Genomic DNA, 15095 nt, shown 5'->3' with positions numbered 1-15095 from the left:
CACCGCATGGACGCCGACATCACCCTCACCGTGGACGGGGAGCGGCGCGCCGTCACCGTCGACACCCGCACCACGCTGCTCGACGCGTTGCGCGAGCGGCTCGGCGTGACGCAGCCGAAGAAGGGCTGCGACCACGGCCAGTGCGGGTCGTGCACCGTCCTCCTCGACGGCCGCCGCCACCTCACCTGCCTCGCCCTGGCCGTCGCCCACGACGGCGCCGAGATCGTCACCGCGGGCGGTCTCGCCGGCCTCCGCGACGCAGCAGAGCCCGGCGGCGACCTCCACCCCGTGCAGCAGGCGTTCCTCGACCACGACGGCTACCAGTGCGGCTACTGCACCCCGGGCCAGGTCTGCTCGGCCGTCGGCGTGCTCGACGAGCTGCGCGCCGGCCACCCCAGCCTGGTGACGGACGACCTGACGGCCGAGGACCTCACCGGCACCGACGACGAGATCCGCGAGCGCATGAGCGGCAACCTGTGCCGCTGCGGCGCCTACGCCGGCATCCTCGCCGCGGTGCGCCAGGCGGGCGAGCGGACGACCGGCCAGGAGGCCCGCGCATGAAGGAGCTGACCTACCACCGCGCGACCGACGCGGCCGAGGCCGTCGCGCTCGTCGCGGACGACCCCGACGCCCGGTTCCTCGGCGGCGGCACCAACCTCGTCGACCACCTCAAGCTCGGCGTCGCCCGGCCCGGCACCCTCGTCGACGTGTCGCGGCTCCCCCTCGACTCCGTCGAGGAGCTCCCGAACGGCGGACTCCGCATCGGCGCCGCCGTCCGCAACAGCGACCTGGCGGCCCACCCCGCCGTGCGCCGCGGCTTCCCCGCCGTCGCGCGGGCGCTGCTCGCCGGCGCCTCCGGCCAGATCCGCCACCAGGCGACCACCGCCGGCAACCTGCTCCAACGCACGCGCTGCGTCTACTTCCAGGACGTCACGACGCCCTGCAACAAGCGCGAGCCCGGCTCGGGGTGCTCCGCCCTCGAGGGCTACGGCCGCTACAACGCCATCCTCGGCGCGAGCGAGGCGTGCGTGACCACCCACCCCTCCGACCTCGCCGTCGCGCTCACGGCGCTCGACGCGGTCGTCGTGGTGCTCGGCCCCGACGGCGAGCGGCGCGTCCCGATGACGGAGCTGCACCGGCTGCCGGGCCACCACCCGGAGCACGACACCGTGCTCCGCCACGGCGACCTGATCACGGCCGTCGAGCTGCCGGGCAGCGCGGTCGCGTCGGCCTCGACCTACGCCAAGGCGCGCGACCGTGCCTCCTACGCCTTCGCGCTCGTCTCCGTGGCCGCAGCCGTCGACCTCGACGGCGGTGAGGGCGGCCGGGTGCGCGACGTCCGCCTCGCGTGGGGCGGCGTGGCCCACCGACCCTGGCGGGCGTACGTCGCGGAGGAGGCGCTCCGCGGTGCCGTGCTCACCGAGGAGACCGCCCGGGAGGCGGCCGCGGCGGAGCTGGCGGCGGCCTCGACGACCGGCCAGACGGCGTACAAGGTGGCGATGGTGCGGAACCTGACGGCGCACACGCTCCTGCGGCTCGCGGGCGGTGCGCGATGAGCGGCACCTCGACGGAGGCGGTCACCCGGATCGTGCCGGAGCAGCTCCCCGCGCGCGCGATGGGGCGGCACCTCGACCGGCAGGACGGCGTCGCGAAGGTGACGGGTGCGGCGACTTACGCGGTCGAGCACCCGGTCGACGGCGAGGTCCTGCACGCCTGGCTCGTCACCTCCACGACGGCCCGCGGGCGCGTGCTCCGGGTCGACGCGAGCGACGCCCTGGACCACCCGGGCGTGCTCCGCGTGCTCGACCACGAGAGCGCGCCCCGGCTCGCCGACACCGAGGACCGGGAGCTCGCCGTGCTCCAGGACGACCGGATCGCCTTCCGCGGGCAGATCGTCGCGATGGTGGTGGCCACGTCGTCGGAGGCCGCGCGCGAGGGTGCGCTCCTGGTGCGGGTGCACCAGCACGAGGAACCGGCGGAGGTCGTCTTCGACGAGCACAGTGCGACCTACGCCCCCGACGAGGTCAACGCGGGCGCGGAGACGGACACCCGGGACGGCGACCCCGACGCGGTCCTCGCGACCGCCCCGGTGGGCGTCGACGCCACCTACGTCACGCCCCACGAGTTCAACAGCCCGATGGAGCCGCACGCCGCGACGGCGACCTGGGACGGCGCGCTGCTCACCCTGCACGACTCGACGCAGGCGGTGCACGCCGTGCGCGCCACGCTGGCGCCGGTGCTGGGCCTCGAGCCGGAGCAGGTGCGCGTGCTCGCGCCGTACGTCGGCGGCGGCTTCGGCAGCAAGGGCCTCCCCCACGCCCCCGAGGTGGCGGTCGCGCTCGCCGCGCTGGCGCTGCCCGGCCACCCGGTGCGCCTCGCCGTGACGCGCCAGCAGATGTTCGCGCTCACCGGCCACCGCACCGCCACCCGCTCGCGGGTGCGCCTCGGCGCCGAGCCCGACGGCACGCTCCTCGCCCTCCGGCACGACACGACGTCGCAGACGTCGCGCGTCAAGGAGTTCGCCGAGCAGTCCGCGACCGCGGCCCGCATGATGTACGCCGCGCCCCACCGCGCCACGACCCACCGCGTGGCCGCGCTCGACGTGCCCGTGCCGTCCTGGATGCGGGCGCCCGGGGAGATGCCGGGCATGCACGCCCTGGAGGTCGCGCTCGACGAGCTCGCCGTGGCCGCGGGCGTCGACCCGATCGACCTGCGGGAGCGCAACGAGCCGGAGGTCGACCCGGAGAGCGGCAAGCCGTTCAACGGCCGGCGCCTCGTCGAGTGCCTCCGCCTCGGCGCGGAGCGGTTCGGCTGGTCGGAGCGGCCGGCCGAACCCCGCGCCCGGGCCGACGGCGACTGGTGGGTCGGCACCGGGGTCGCGTCGGCGACGTACCCCATGCTGTTCTCGCCGGGCAACACCGCGCGGGTGCGCTCGCTCGGCGACGGCCGGTACGGCGTCGACGTCGGCGCGGTCGACCTCGGCACCGGCGCCCGCACCGTGCTCGTGCAGATCGCCGCCGACGCGCTGCAGGTCGCGCCCGACTGCATCGACCTCGCGATCGGCGACACCGACCTGCCGTTCGCGACGGTGGCGGGCGGCTCGTCCGGCACGTCGTCCTGGGGCAGCGCCATCGCCGCGGCCGCGCAGCAGTTCCGCCACGACCACGGCGCCTCGCCCGACCCCGGACTGCACACCACGGCGGCGAGCGGCGCGTACGCCGACACCGACGGCCACGCGCTGCACTCCTTCGGCGCGGTCTTCGCCGAGGCCCGCGTGCACCGCTGGACCGGGGAGGTGCGGGTCTCGCGGCTGCACGGCGTCTACTCCGTCGGCCGCGTCATCAACCCCATGACCGCCCGCTCCCAGCTGCTGGGCGCCCTCACCATGGGCCTCTCGGCCGCACTGCACGAGGAGGGCTGGCGCGACCCCCGCTCCGGTCACGTCGTGACCCAGGACCTCGCGACCTACCACGTCGCGGCCCACGCCGACGTGCTCGACCTCCAGGCGGAGTGGCTGGACGAGGAGGACCACCTCGCCACGCCGATGGGCTCGCGCGGCATCGGCGAGATCGGGATCGTCGGCACCTCGGCGGCCGTCGCGAACGCGACCTTCCACGCCACGGGGGTGCGGGTGCGGTCGCTGCCGATCACGGCGGACCACTTCCTCGACACCTGAGCCGGCACCTGAGCCGGCACCCACCCGACGCCCGGTCCCGCTACCCTGCGGGCCATGCCCCCGACCCGCGACCTGGTCCTCCTGCGCCACGGGAAGTCGGACTGGTCCACCGGGACGTCCGACCGGGAACGACCCATCGGGAGCCGCGGCCGGCGGCAGGCCGCCGAGGCCGGCGCCTGGCTCGCGGCCCACGGACCGCGCCTCGACCTCGCGCTCGTCTCCCCCGCCGTGCGGGCGACGACGACGTGGGGGCTCGCCGCGGCGCACCTCGCCGCACCGCCGGTGCTGGTGCCGCACGAGCGGGTCTACACCTTCGACGCCGGGCACCTCGCCGCACTGGTGGCGGGCCTCGACGACGAGCACCACGCCGTGGTCGTCGTCGGCCACGACCCCGGTCTCACCGACCTGGCCTCCACGCTCGCGGGCACCGACGTCGAGATGCCCACGTCCGCGCTGGCGTGGCTGAGCTGGGAGGGCGGGTGGGACGAGGTGCACGTGCACGCACGGTTCGGCTCGGCGACCCTCCGGGCCGCCGGGCGCCCGCCGCGGGAGCCGGACGCCCCCGCGGCTCCCGACCTCAGGGCCTGAGCACCCGCTCCCGCCCGGGCTCCGCGCGGGCGATGCCCCGCAGGTGCACCTCGTCGGGGCCGTCGAAGATCCGCATGGCGCGGTGCCAGCCGTACATCATCGCGAGCGGCACGTCGTCGCTGATACCGGCGCCGCCGTGCACCTGGATGGCGCGGTCGATGACCTCGAGGGCCGCGCGCGGGACGGCCACCTTGGCCATGGAGACGAGCGAGGCGGCGGCCTTGTTGCCGTGGGCGTCGATCACCGCGGCCGCGTGCTGGCACAGCAGCCGCGCCTGGTCGATCGCGATGCGCGACTCGGCGATGTCGCGCTGCACCATGCCCTGCTCCGCGAGGGGCTTGCCGAACGCGACGCGGCTCCCCGCGCGCCGTACCAGCAGGTCGAGCGCCCGCTCGGCCGCACCGAGGGCCCGCATGCAGTGGTGGATCCGGCCGGGCCCGAGGCGCGCCTGCGCGAGCGCGAAGCCCGCGCCCTCCTCCCCCAGCACGGAGGTCACCGGCACCCGTACGTCGCGGAGGAGCACCTCGCAGTGACCGTGCTGGTCGTGGCGACCGAACACGGGGAGGTCCCGCACGATCTCGACGCCCGGGGTGTCGGTCGGCACGAGCACCATCGACTGCTGACGGTGCTTCGGGGCGTCGGGGTCGGTCTTGCCCATCACGATGAGCAGCGCGCAGCGAGGGTCCGCGGCGCCGGAGGTCCACCACTTGCGGCCGTTGATGACGTACTCGTCGCCGTCGCGCTCGATGCGCGTCTCGATGTTGGTGGCGTCGCTGCTCGCGACCGCCTTCTCCGTCATCGCGAAAGCGGAGCGGATGGTGCCCTCGAGGAGGGGCCGGAGCCACCGCTCCTGCTGCTCGGGCGTGCCGAACATGTGGAGCAGCTCCATGTTGCCCGTGTCGGGCGCCGCGCCGTTCGTGGCCTCCGGGGCCAGCTCGAGGCTCCAGCCGGTGATCTCGGCGAGCCCCGCGTAGTCGAGCTGGCTGATGCCCGCGACGTCGGGCAGGAACAGGTTCCACAGGCCGCGTCGGCGCGCCTCCGACTTCAGCGTCTCCAGCACGGGCGCGGGGGTGTGGTCCTGCGGCCCGACGGAGTGGCGGAACGCGTGGTAGTCCGCCTCCGCTGGGAACACGTGGTCGTTCATGAACTCCACGAGCGAGGCGCGCAGCTCCCGCGCCCGCGGCGACGGGGTCAGGTCGAGCCCGGCGACGTCGAACGGGTCGTCGGTCGCGGCGAACGCGGTCATGCCGCCCCCTCCTCACGCTGCGCGGGTCGACGGTCGACGACGGTCACCGCGTCCTCGACCGTCGCCCGCTCCGTGCGGAACCCGTTGGCGGGGTGGTCGAGGTCGGCGCGGCCGAGGGAGATGCCGCAGACGATCACACGGCCCTCCGGGAGGTCGAGGAACTCGCGCACGGCGTTCGAGTACATCGCCAGCGCCGCCTGGGCGCAGGTGGCGAGCCCCAGCGAGGTGGCCGCGTGGGTCAGGGTCGCGACGTACCCGCCGCAGTCGATCGCGCCGTACGTGCCCTGGAGCCGGTCGCTCGTGACGATCGCGACGTGGGGGGCGCCGAAGAACTCGAAGTTGCGGAGCATCTGCGCGCCGCGCGCGGCGGTGTCCTCGCGCGCGATGCCGAGGCTCTCGTAGAGCGCGAAGCCCGACGCGCGGCGCCGCTCCTGGTAGACCCCCTCGTAGCGCTCCGGGGTCGGGAGGTCGGAGGTGCCGGGGGCGCTCGTGACGGCAGCGGCCAGGTGGGCCGCGAGCTCGTCGCGGGCCTCGCCTGTCACGAGATGGACCTGCCAGGGCTGGGTGTTGCACCACGACGGGGTGCGCTGGGCCAGGCGGAACAGCCGGTCGAGCACCTGCGGCTCGGCCGGCTCCGGCAGGAACGCGCGGCAGCTGAAGCGCTCGTCGAGCACCTGCGCGAAGGTGGGATCGGTGGCGTGGGTCACGAGGACACCTTGCCCCACCGGGGGCCCGCCGCGACAGCGCCCCTCCGGTTCGACGGCGGGTCAGCCCGCCGCGCTGGGCAGGTGGTCGGCGCGGAGCTCGGCCGGGACCAGGCGCTCGAGGCCCCACAGGTCCTCGAGGTCGGGCTGCTCGTCGGGCGCGGCCACGATCGCCGCCAGCTCGTCGTAGGCCGACCCGCCCAGCTCGGGCCCGATGAGCACCAGCTCGGTGCCCGCGCGGCGGCCCGCTCCACCCGGCGCACCGGGGGTGACCCGCACGTGCCGGCCGACGCGGTGCACCGTCCAGCGTGACGTCGCGCCGGGCACGTCGATCGTGACGAACCCCTTGATGCGGAACGCCTCGGGCACCCCCTCGCCCAGGAACGCCGCCAGGCGTCGGGGGTGGAGGGGCGCGGCGCTGGTCCAGCTCACGGACCGGTACGCCGCGTGCAGGTGCTCGTTCTCCCCCGCCCGGATGTCCCCGAGGGTCAGCTGGCGCGCGGGGTCGTGCCGCAGGTCGAAGAGCAGGGTCGGGTCGAGCGCGCCGTGCACGGCGGTCGTCACGGGCCGCCCCGGCAGCAGCACCCGCAGCCGGGCCCGCAGCCGGGCCAGGTGGCCGGCGTCGACGCGGTCGGTCTTGGTGAGCACGACGAGGTCGGCGTGGACCAGCTGGCCGTGGCGCTCCCCGCCCTCGGCGAGGTCGGCGAGGTCGGGGGCGACGTGCTCGGCGTCGAGGAGCACGACGAGCCCGCCGAACCGTGCGCGGCGGGACAGGCTGGTGGTCACCCGGTGCACGAGGGCGACGGGGTCGGCGACGCCGCTGGCCTCGACGACCACGACGTCGATCCCGGCCCGCGGCGCGGTCAACCGCGCGACGAAGTCGGCGACGGCGCCGTCGTCGGTCGCACAGCAGAGGCAGCCACCGCTCGCCGAGAAGAGCATGTCGGCCTGGCCGGCCACGAGCAGGCCGTCGACGTCGATGTCACCGAAGTCGTTGACGATGACGCCGACGCGGGTGTCCGCGCTGTGGCTGAGCAGGTGGTTCACCAACGTCGTCTTGCCGGCGCCCAACGGGCCGGCGACGACGAGGACGGGGACGAGGTCGGTCACGGCCGACCTCCTTCCCCGCTCAGACGACGGCGCGCTTCTTCAGCTTGCGGCGCTCGCGCTCGGACAGACCGCCCCAGATCCCGAAGCGCTCGTCGTTCATCAGCGCGTACTCCAGGCACTCGTCCCGCACCTCACACGTGAGACAGACCTTCTTGGCCTCGCGCGTGGACCCGCCCTTCTCCGGGAAGAACGCCTCCGGGTCGGTCTGCGCGCAAAGCGCTCGCTCCTGCCAGCCCGGTTCCCCGGCGTCCCCGTCAACGAGATTGAGCTCGATCAACGCCACCCGCCCCTTCCCCGGTTCCTCGACCCATCGGCACACCTCGGCGACGTCGATTCGTCACCGTCGGCCGCACCCCGGCTCCTGCTGGTTCTCCTCTTCGGCTGACGCCGTCGCGTCTGAAGGGAAAGAACACTGTGGGAATTACATGCCTGTCGTACCCGTAAGTCAAGCCCGCCGTGTGTTACAAGCGGTCTGCTAATGAGCCCGGTTCGCGGGGCTGCGGACCCGTCCGGCAGGGTGGTCCCATGAGCCCGACGCCCCCCACCCTGCAGCGGATCACCGTCCTCTCCGGAGGCATGGGCGGCGCCCGCTTCCTGCAGGGCCTGCTCCACGGCCTCGCGACCGGCCAGGTGCCCGGCGGGTCCGCCGCCACGGAGGTCACCGTCGTGGCCAACACGGCGGACGACATCTGGGTCCACGGCCTCAAGGTGTGCCCCGACCTCGACACCGTCATGTACACCCTCGGCGACGGCATCGACCCGGGCCGCGGGTGGGGTCGTCGGGACGAGACGTGGAGCGTGAAGACCGAGCTCGCGGCGTACGGCGTCGAGCCGACCTGGTTCGGCCTCGGCGACCGCGACGTCGCCACCCACCTCGTGCGCACGCAGATGCTCGCCGCGGGCTACCCGCTCTCCGACGTGACGACGGCCCTGTGCCGCCGCTGGCTCGAGCCGCTCGGCGCGCGCCTGCGCCTGCTGCCCATGACGGACGACCGCGTCGAGACCCACGTCGCGATCGCCGACGCGGACGCACCGAGCGGCCGCCGCGTCGTGCACTTCCAGGAGTACTGGATCCGCCTGCGCGCCGAGGTCCCGGCCGAGACGGTCGTCGTCGTCGGCCTCGACACGTCCACCCCCGCCCCCGGCGTCCTCGACGCCATCGCGGGCGCCGACCTCGTCGTGCTGCCCCCGTCGAACCCCGTCGTCTCGGTCGGCACCATCCTCGGCGTACCGGGCGTGCGTGACGCCGTCGCCACCACGGACGCGCGCGTCGTGGGGTTGTCCCCCATCGTCGGCGACGGTCCGGTGCGCGGCATGGCCCGCCAGATGCTCGAGTCGATCGGCGTTGAGGTGTCCGCGGGAGCGGTGGGCCGGCACTACGGCGCCCGCGGCGCCGGTGGTGCCGGTGGTGCCGGCGGTGCTGGCGGGGTGCTCGACGCGTGGCTGATCGACGAGCGCGACGCCGACCAGCTCGCCGGCCTCGACGCCGCCGGTCTGCCCGCGCGCGCCGTGCCGCTGATGATGACCGACCACGACGCGACCGCCCGCATGGCCGCCGCCGCGGTCGAGGCCGCCTTCGCCGGGACCGCGTCGTGAGCGGTCTCGAGGTCGTCGCGCCGGACGGCATCGGCGAGGTCGGGGCCGGCACCGACCTGGCCGCGCTCGTCGTCACCCACCTCGCCCCCCGCGACGGGGACGTCGTGGTGGTGACGAGCAAGGCGGTCGCCAAGGCCGAGGGCCGGGTCGTCACCTCCGACCGCGAGTCCGTCATCGACGACGAGACCGTCCGGGTGGTGGCCCGCCGCGGACCGACCCGCATCGCCCGCACCCGCCACGGGCTCACCCTCGCCGCCGCCGGCGTCGACAACTCCAACGTCGTCGCGGGCAGCGTCGTCCCGCTCCCCCACGACCCGGACGCGTCGGCCCGGGCGCTGCGCGCGGAGGTGCGCCGCCGCACCGGCGCCGTCGTCGGCGTGGTCGTCACGGACACGGCCGGGCGGGCGTGGCGCGAGGGACAGACCGACATCGCCGTCGGCGCCGCCGGCCTCCGGGTGCTCGACGACCACGCCGGCCGCGTCGACTCCTACGGGAACCCGCTGGCCGTGACGGCGCCGGCCGTCGCCGACGAGATCGCCTCCGCCGCCGAGCTCGCCCAGGGCAAGCTCGGCGGCCGACCGCTCGCGCTCCTGCGCGGCCGCGCCGACCTCGTGCTCCCCGCCGACGACGACGGCCCCGGCGCCGTCGCCCTCGTGCGCGCACCGGAGCGCGACATGTTCGGGTACGGCGCGCGGGAGGCCGTCGTCGCCGCCCTCGCGGCCCGCGTCGACGCGGCCGAGCTGCGCGACGGTTTCGGTGGACCTGCCGCCGCCGCCGACGTGGCCGACGCGTTGAACCGCGTGCTCGCCGTCCCGGTGCTGGTCGACCCCGCGGGGGTCACCGCACCGGTCGCCGACCTCCACGCGCTGCGGGCCTCGCTCGACGCGCTGGCGCGTGTCCTGGGGTGGTCCTGGGAACCCGCGGGGACGGCGGAGGTCCGCTTCGTCCCGGGTAGTCCGTAAACTCCCCTCTCGTGCGCCCGGCGTGGCGCACGTCGACCTGCCCTCGTCCCGACCCCGTGAGGATTGCCAGACCGTGGCGAAAACCCCGAGCAACGACCGTGCCGCCAAGGCCAAGAAGCAGCTGAAGGCGCACCAGCGCGCCGAGCGGCGCGGCAGCTTCATGATCGTCGGCGTGTGCGCCGCGGTCGCCCTGCTCATCGTCGGCGCCGCTGCGTACCGACCCGTCATGAACTGGTGGGACCTGCGCAAGTTCGACGACATCGACCTCGCCAGCATCGGCGCCCCGGCCACCGTCTGCGGGCCCGAGATGGTCATCCCGGCGACGGGCGAGCAGGACCACCGCGACTCCGGCTCGATCGAGTACACGACGTCGCCCCCGATCTTCGGCCCCCACCGGTCGGTCCCCGCGGCCATGGAGCGCAAGTTCTACGGCTGGGACGACCGCTCGGAGCTCGAGCAGCTCGTGCACAACTCCGAGCACGGCTACACGTTCCTCTGGTACGACCAGACCGTCGCGGACAACGGCGACGAGATCGACGAGATCGAGGGCATCGGCAAGAAGCTCCAGGGCACCGACAACTTCCGCCTCAAGTTCAAGGCGCTGCCGTGGTACGGCGCGGAGGAGGCCGAGGGCGACCAGACCGAGTGGGCGACCGACATGCAGACCGGCATGGAGCAGATCGCGGAGCTGACCGGCAACGAGGCGCCCGAGCTGGAGGGCGGCGTGCACGTGGCCCTGACCCACTGGGCGATCGACCCCGAGCCCGCGGTGGGCGACGCCCCGGAGCTCGTCGCGCCGACGCCCGAGGGCGGCGAGGAGCCCACGAGCTACGGCGTCATCCAGTACTGCAGCGCCCCCAGCGGCGAGGCCCTCAAGGAGTTCATGCTCCGCTGGCCCTACACGAACTCGACCGAGCCCAACGCCATGTGACCCACGCGGTCACCTGATCGACCCGAGAGCCCCGGCCCCCGACGGCCGGGGCTCTCGGCGTTCCCGGGCGGCTGCCAGGATGGCGCCGTGACCGCCTCCTCGCGCCGCCCCTCCGTGTTCCCCGACCTGCTGGCCGCCCTGGTGGCCGCCGACGCCGGGCGCCCGCTCGTGACGTGGTACGCCCACGACGGCTCCGGCGCGCTCACCGAGCGCGTCGAGCTCTCCGTCGTCACCTACGCCAACTGGGTGGCCAAGACCGCGGGCCTGCTCACGGATGCGCTCGACCTGGAGCGCGGCGACACGCTGCTCGTCGACCTGCCGACCCACTGGCTGACCCCCGTCGCGTGGGGCGCGGCCTGGTCCGCCGGTCTCGTCGTCGCGCAGCCGGGCGACGCGGCCGCCGCGGCGCCCGACGCCGTGCTGTGCGGTCCCGGCACCCTGGACCGATGGGCACCCGAGTCCGACGACCGGGTCGTCCTGGCCGCCGCCCTCACGCCCCTCGCCCGCCCGTTCGCGGACGGCGTGCCCGGAGGCGTCCACGACCTCGGCGTCGAGGTGTGGGGGCAGCCGGACGGGTACGTCGCGCTCGATCCCCCGACGGCCGACGACGCCGCCCTGCCGGGCCTCACCCAGGCCGAGCTCCTCGGCGCCGCGCCCACCGACGCCGCCACGCCCGGTGGCCGGGTGCTGCTCACCGGGCTGGCGGAGCGGGCCGCGTTGCGGCGTACCGTCGACGTCGTGGCGGCCGGTGGCTCCGTCGTGCTCGTGGACGACGACGCGCCGCCCGCCCCGTGGTGGGACGAGCGGCGCGCGGTCATCGAGCGTGACGAGCGCATCAGCCCAGCGACGTGATGCCCTTCGACGGCTCGGCGATGGTGCGGTTGGTGATGACGCGGCCGGCGGCGTCGTACTGCAGGAGCCGCAGGATCCCGGTCGCCTTGTGCCGCAGCACGATGTCGGTCGTCGTCTTGCCCGTCAGCGACGCCGTGGCCGTCACCAGGTCGTAGGCGCTGAGGTCGGTCCCGCGGAAGTACCAGAACTCGTCCATCGCCTTGCTGGCCGACAGCGACGCCTTGAAGCCCGTCGCGCCGTTGCCCGGGAAGATCGTCGGCTTGCCGGCCGCGTCCCGCCCGTAGAAGTCGGGCAGGCCGTCGCCGGTCACGTCGCCGACGAAGCGCAGCTTGGTCACCGAGCCGAAGCCCGAACCGAGCGCGACGCCCGCTGCGAACTGGCCCTGGCCGTCGCCCCGCCACAGCGTGAGGGAGCCGTCGGGGGCGCGGGTGACGATGTCGCCCTTGCCGTCCTTGTTCCAGTCGCCGACGTTGAAGACCGCGGTGCCGCTGGGCACGACGATGTTGGTGGCCTTCGCGGCGTAGTGGTCGACGGTGCCGGCGTGGGGAACGATGTAGACGGTGTCACCGATGCGGCCGACCAGGTCGCTCGCGGTGCTGCCCTTGAGGTTGCCCGCGCTGCTGATCTCGCGGAACTTGCCGCCCCCGGAGAGGGGACCACGGGTGGGCCCGAACCGCGCGTTGCCGCCGTTGTAGGGCATCAGGTAGAGCGAGCCGCTGCTCAGGCGCAGGAGCAGGTCGGGCTTCCCGTCGGCGTTGACGTCGCCCCAGCCACCCATCGCGGCGACCGCGGAGAAGTCGCCGGGCACCGACTTGCGGGTGCCGACCACGAACTGGCGCTCGGTGCCGTTGCGGCGCACCCCCGTGGGGAGCACCCACATCTTGCCCGAGGTGTCCTTCGCGATGATGTCGCGGACACCGTCGCCGGTGACGTCGCCGATGACCGTGAAGAGCGCGTAGGCCTTCCAGTCGCGGGCGATGGAGACGGCGGAGAACTTCCCCTTGCCGTCGCCCCGGTAGAGGAGCGTCTGGCCGGTCGCCGACTTGCGCGCGATGAGGTCGTTGTGGCCGTCGCCGTCGAGGTCGCCGACCCCGATGAGGTTCTCGGTGTCCTTGAACATGCTGGCGCTGATGCTCCGCGGCGAGCCGAACTTCCCCGCCTGCGCCGTGCCCGGGTAGAGCAGGGCGTGGCCGCGGCTGTCCACGACGACGAGGTCCTGACGGCCGTCGCCGGTGAGGTCGGGCGAGATCGTGACGCCCTGGGCGCCGGGGAACGTGCCGACCGCGATGCGCGCGCCGTAGGCGTTGAGACCGCCGGTGGGCAGGATCCACACGCGGCCGTCGGCCTGGCGGAACACGAGGTCGGGGCGGTCGTTGCCGATGAGGTTGGACTTGGTGATCGCCGGGCGGGAGGCGTTGCTGCCCGGGGTCGGCGCCGGCGTCGGGCTGGTGGAGCCGCCCGACGTCTGGATGCGCTTGGCCTCCGTGCGGATCCAGCCGAGCTTGGCGTAGAGGTACTTGCCCGGGCACGCCGTCTGGCCGCCGTCGCGGTGGCCGATGATCGCCGGGTACCGGTCGCCCCCGAAGCTCTGCGTCGAGGTGGCGTCGATGCCGTGGATCTTGAGCTTCCACGCGATGAGGTGGGCGATCGAGTTGAGCATCACCTGGGTCGGCTGCGCGGTCTCGTAGTTGCCGATCGCCGAGATGCCGAAGGTGTAGTCGTTGTAGGCCGAGATGTGCGCGCCCCGGACGGCCTTCGTGATCCCGCCGTAGCGGCCCTCCCAGAGGCGGCCGAACTTGTCGACGAGGAAGTTGTAGCCGATGTCGGACCAGCCCTGGGACTTCACGTGGTAGGCGTAGATGCCCCGGATGATCCCCGGCACCTGGTCGGCCGTGTAGTTGTTCGCGTTCACGGTGTGGTGGATGACGGCGCCCTTGACGGCGGCGTAGCGCGGCGAGCCGTCGCGCATGCCCTCGTCCGCACCCCACTGCGCGCGGGAGTAGATCGACGGCTGCGAGACGCCGCTCGCGGCGGCCTGCAGGGCGATGGCGTCGTCCGCGGGCGCGGAGCCCGTGTCGGCGCTGCCGCCCTCGGCCTGGCCCTCCGCGGTGGCGGCGGTCGGGTCGCTGGCGGCGTCGGGCGCGGCGTACTCCGGCGCCTCCTCGACGACGTCCGACGTGCCGGGGTCGATGACGGCGACCGTGAGGTCGGCGGGCAGGCCCTCCGGGGCGGTCACCTGCACCTGGGCCTCGTCGACCTCGCCCACGAAGACGAGCTCGGTGCCGGGCCGTGCGTCGGCCTCCTCGCCGCTGCCGGCGTCCGCGTTCTCCGCGGCGGTCGCCGCCTCCTCCGCCTCGGCCTCGTACGGCATCGTCTCCCAGTCGCTCCACACGCCGTCGGTGGCGGTCCGCACCAGGAACGTGATCGCGTCGCCGGCGACCGGGGTCGCGGCGTCCCAGGTCACGCCGACGGCACCGAAGCCCGTGACGGGCTGGGGGTCGCTGAGCAGCTCGGTCGTGACGCCGGGGAGTGCGAGGCCGTCCGCGTCGGTGGTGGCCGGCGCGGTGGGCTCCTCGGTGGGCTCCTCGGTGGGCTCCTCGGTGGGCTCCTCGGTCGGAGCTGCGGTCGGGTCGTCGGTCTCGGCGTCCGTCTCGGCCTGCGGGGCGGCGCGCTGGGCGTCGGGGGTCGCGGGCGTCTCCGGGGCAGCCGGCGCGGCGGGGACCGCGTCCTGCGTCGCGGTCAGGGCCACCTCCTCGACCGTCGACTCGACCGGAGCCGACTCGACGGGGGCCTCGTCGCCGGGCCCGGCGGCGATGGGCACCGTCGGCGCGACCTCGGGCGAGTGGGAGATGTCGAGGGAGACGACGTTGGCCGCGGGTGCGAGCACCGCGGCCACCGCGAGGAGCGTCAGCGCCTGCTGGCAGACGCTGACGTATCGAGACTTGCTGGCTGACATCGAGAGGGCTCCTGCGCGCGACGGGGGAAGTTGTTCACACGAGACGTCGGCCATCACACACGTCACATGAGTAACAGGCAAGCCGAACGCGAGAACTACAACGGTGTGATTATCAAGCCGCCACGCCGAGCACTTCCGAGATGATTCGTCAAACCGCGCTCCGACGGGGCACGACACGCCGACAGAGCCCGGTTTTCGGGTCGATCCCACGGTCGGCAGGCACGTTCCGGATCCAAGGGGAACGTGTCGCGCCCCACGGTCGGGTCGGAGGAACGCGTCGGTCTCGGCACGCCGGAAGGCGCACCGGGCGCACCGGGCGGCGCCCACATGTGCGGCTGGGACAGGTCCGGCTCGGCCCGAGCGGCACCAACCGCACATTTCGCAGGCCCGACGCGTCAGGCCCGACAACGGTCGGCGGGCCGGGGCAGGCCAGACGGGCCAGACGGGCCGGACGGGCCGGCGCACCGGGCGCAC

At 74.4% G+C, this 15095-nt stretch carries 13 protein-coding genes; 8 read left to right on the top strand and 5 right to left on the bottom strand.

The genetic code is table 11. From position 1 onward, the window contains the following. Positions 1 to 6 precede the first annotated feature (6 nt). The 4 genes from PIR53_04745 to PIR53_04730 are packed head-to-tail and all read left to right on the top strand — an operon-like array spanning position 7 to position 4264. Entirely contained in the window at positions 7 to 561 is a 555-nt protein-coding gene (locus PIR53_04745; GenBank protein WZH53304.1) for a 2Fe-2S iron-sulfur cluster-binding protein, read from the top strand. Beyond that, complete coding sequence (locus PIR53_04740; GenBank protein ID WZH53303.1) at positions 558 to 1556, top strand: xanthine dehydrogenase family protein subunit M; 999 nt, start codon at positions 558 to 560, stop codon at positions 1554 to 1556. The genes PIR53_04745 and PIR53_04740 overlap by 4 nt, the downstream gene beginning before the upstream one ends. Further along, positions 1553 to 3676, top strand: coding sequence for a xanthine dehydrogenase family protein molybdopterin-binding subunit (locus PIR53_04735; GenBank protein ID WZH53302.1), 2124 nt, complete (start codon positions 1553 to 1555; stop codon positions 3674 to 3676). Before PIR53_04740 ends, PIR53_04735 begins: the two co-directional genes overlap by 4 nt. Positions 3677 to 3730: 54 nt before the next feature. After that, entirely contained in the window at positions 3731 to 4264 is a 534-nt protein-coding gene (locus PIR53_04730) for a histidine phosphatase family protein (protein ID WZH53301.1), read from the top strand. Here PIR53_04730 and PIR53_04725 read toward each other — a convergent pair. Genes PIR53_04725 through PIR53_04710 form a run of 4 tightly spaced genes read right to left on the bottom strand, consistent with a single transcriptional unit; the run spans position 4254 to position 7601 of the window. Then, entirely contained in the window at positions 4254 to 5510 is a 1257-nt protein-coding gene (locus tag PIR53_04725; GenBank protein ID WZH53300.1) for an acyl-CoA dehydrogenase family protein, read from the bottom strand. The two genes, PIR53_04730 and PIR53_04725, sit on opposite strands and share 11 nt — an antisense overlap. After that, positions 5507 to 6217: a nitroreductase gene (locus tag PIR53_04720; protein ID WZH53299.1), complete on the bottom strand. Its 711-nt coding sequence runs from the start codon at positions 6215 to 6217 to the stop codon at positions 5507 to 5509. Before PIR53_04720 ends, PIR53_04725 begins: the two co-directional genes overlap by 4 nt. Before the next feature lie 60 nt (positions 6218 to 6277). After that, positions 6278 to 7324 carry a GTP-binding protein gene (locus tag PIR53_04715; protein WZH53298.1) on the bottom strand — a complete coding sequence of 349 codons (1047 nt, stop codon included), beginning with the start codon at positions 7322 to 7324 and terminating at the stop codon, positions 6278 to 6280. A gap of 19 nt (positions 7325 to 7343) precedes the next feature. After that, positions 7344 to 7601: a WhiB family transcriptional regulator gene (locus tag PIR53_04710; GenBank protein WZH54400.1), complete on the bottom strand. Its 258-nt coding sequence runs from the start codon at positions 7599 to 7601 to the stop codon at positions 7344 to 7346. 248 nt (positions 7602 to 7849) lie between these two features. On the opposite strand from PIR53_04710, the gene cofD reads away from it, so the two are divergent. From cofD to PIR53_04690, 4 genes are all read left to right on the top strand, one after another. After that, positions 7850 to 8920, top strand: coding sequence for a 2-phospho-L-lactate transferase (cofD, locus tag PIR53_04705; GenBank protein WZH53297.1), 1071 nt, complete (start codon positions 7850 to 7852; stop codon positions 8918 to 8920). Beyond that, entirely contained in the window at positions 8917 to 9882 is a 966-nt protein-coding gene (cofE, locus tag PIR53_04700; protein ID WZH53296.1) for a coenzyme F420-0:L-glutamate ligase, read from the top strand. The genes cofD and cofE overlap by 4 nt, the downstream gene beginning before the upstream one ends. A 73-nt stretch (positions 9883 to 9955) precedes the next feature. Next, the gene (locus tag PIR53_04695; protein WZH53295.1) at positions 9956 to 10813 is read left to right on the top strand and encodes a DUF3105 domain-containing protein; all 858 of its coding nucleotides are present in this window, start codon (positions 9956 to 9958) and stop codon (positions 10811 to 10813) included. Between the two features lie 87 nt (positions 10814 to 10900). Then, a complete protein-coding gene (locus tag PIR53_04690; GenBank protein ID WZH53294.1) occupies positions 10901 to 11665 on the top strand; it encodes a TIGR03089 family protein in 765 nt (254 codons plus the stop codon). Here PIR53_04690 and PIR53_04685 read toward each other — a convergent pair. Beyond that, a complete protein-coding gene (locus tag PIR53_04685) occupies positions 11649 to 14621 on the bottom strand; it encodes an FG-GAP-like repeat-containing protein (protein WZH53293.1) in 2973 nt (990 codons plus the stop codon). The genes PIR53_04690 and PIR53_04685 overlap by 17 nt on opposite strands. Positions 14622 to 15095 lie beyond the last annotated feature (474 nt).

Origin of the sequence: Nocardioides alkalitolerans (assembly GCA_038184435.1) — a bacterium.
Classification (GTDB): domain Bacteria; phylum Actinomycetota; class Actinomycetes; order Propionibacteriales; family Nocardioidaceae; genus Nocardioides; species Nocardioides alkalitolerans_A.
The sequence above is the reverse complement of the archived record's forward strand: the minus strand, read 5'-3'. Positions and strand labels throughout refer to the sequence as shown.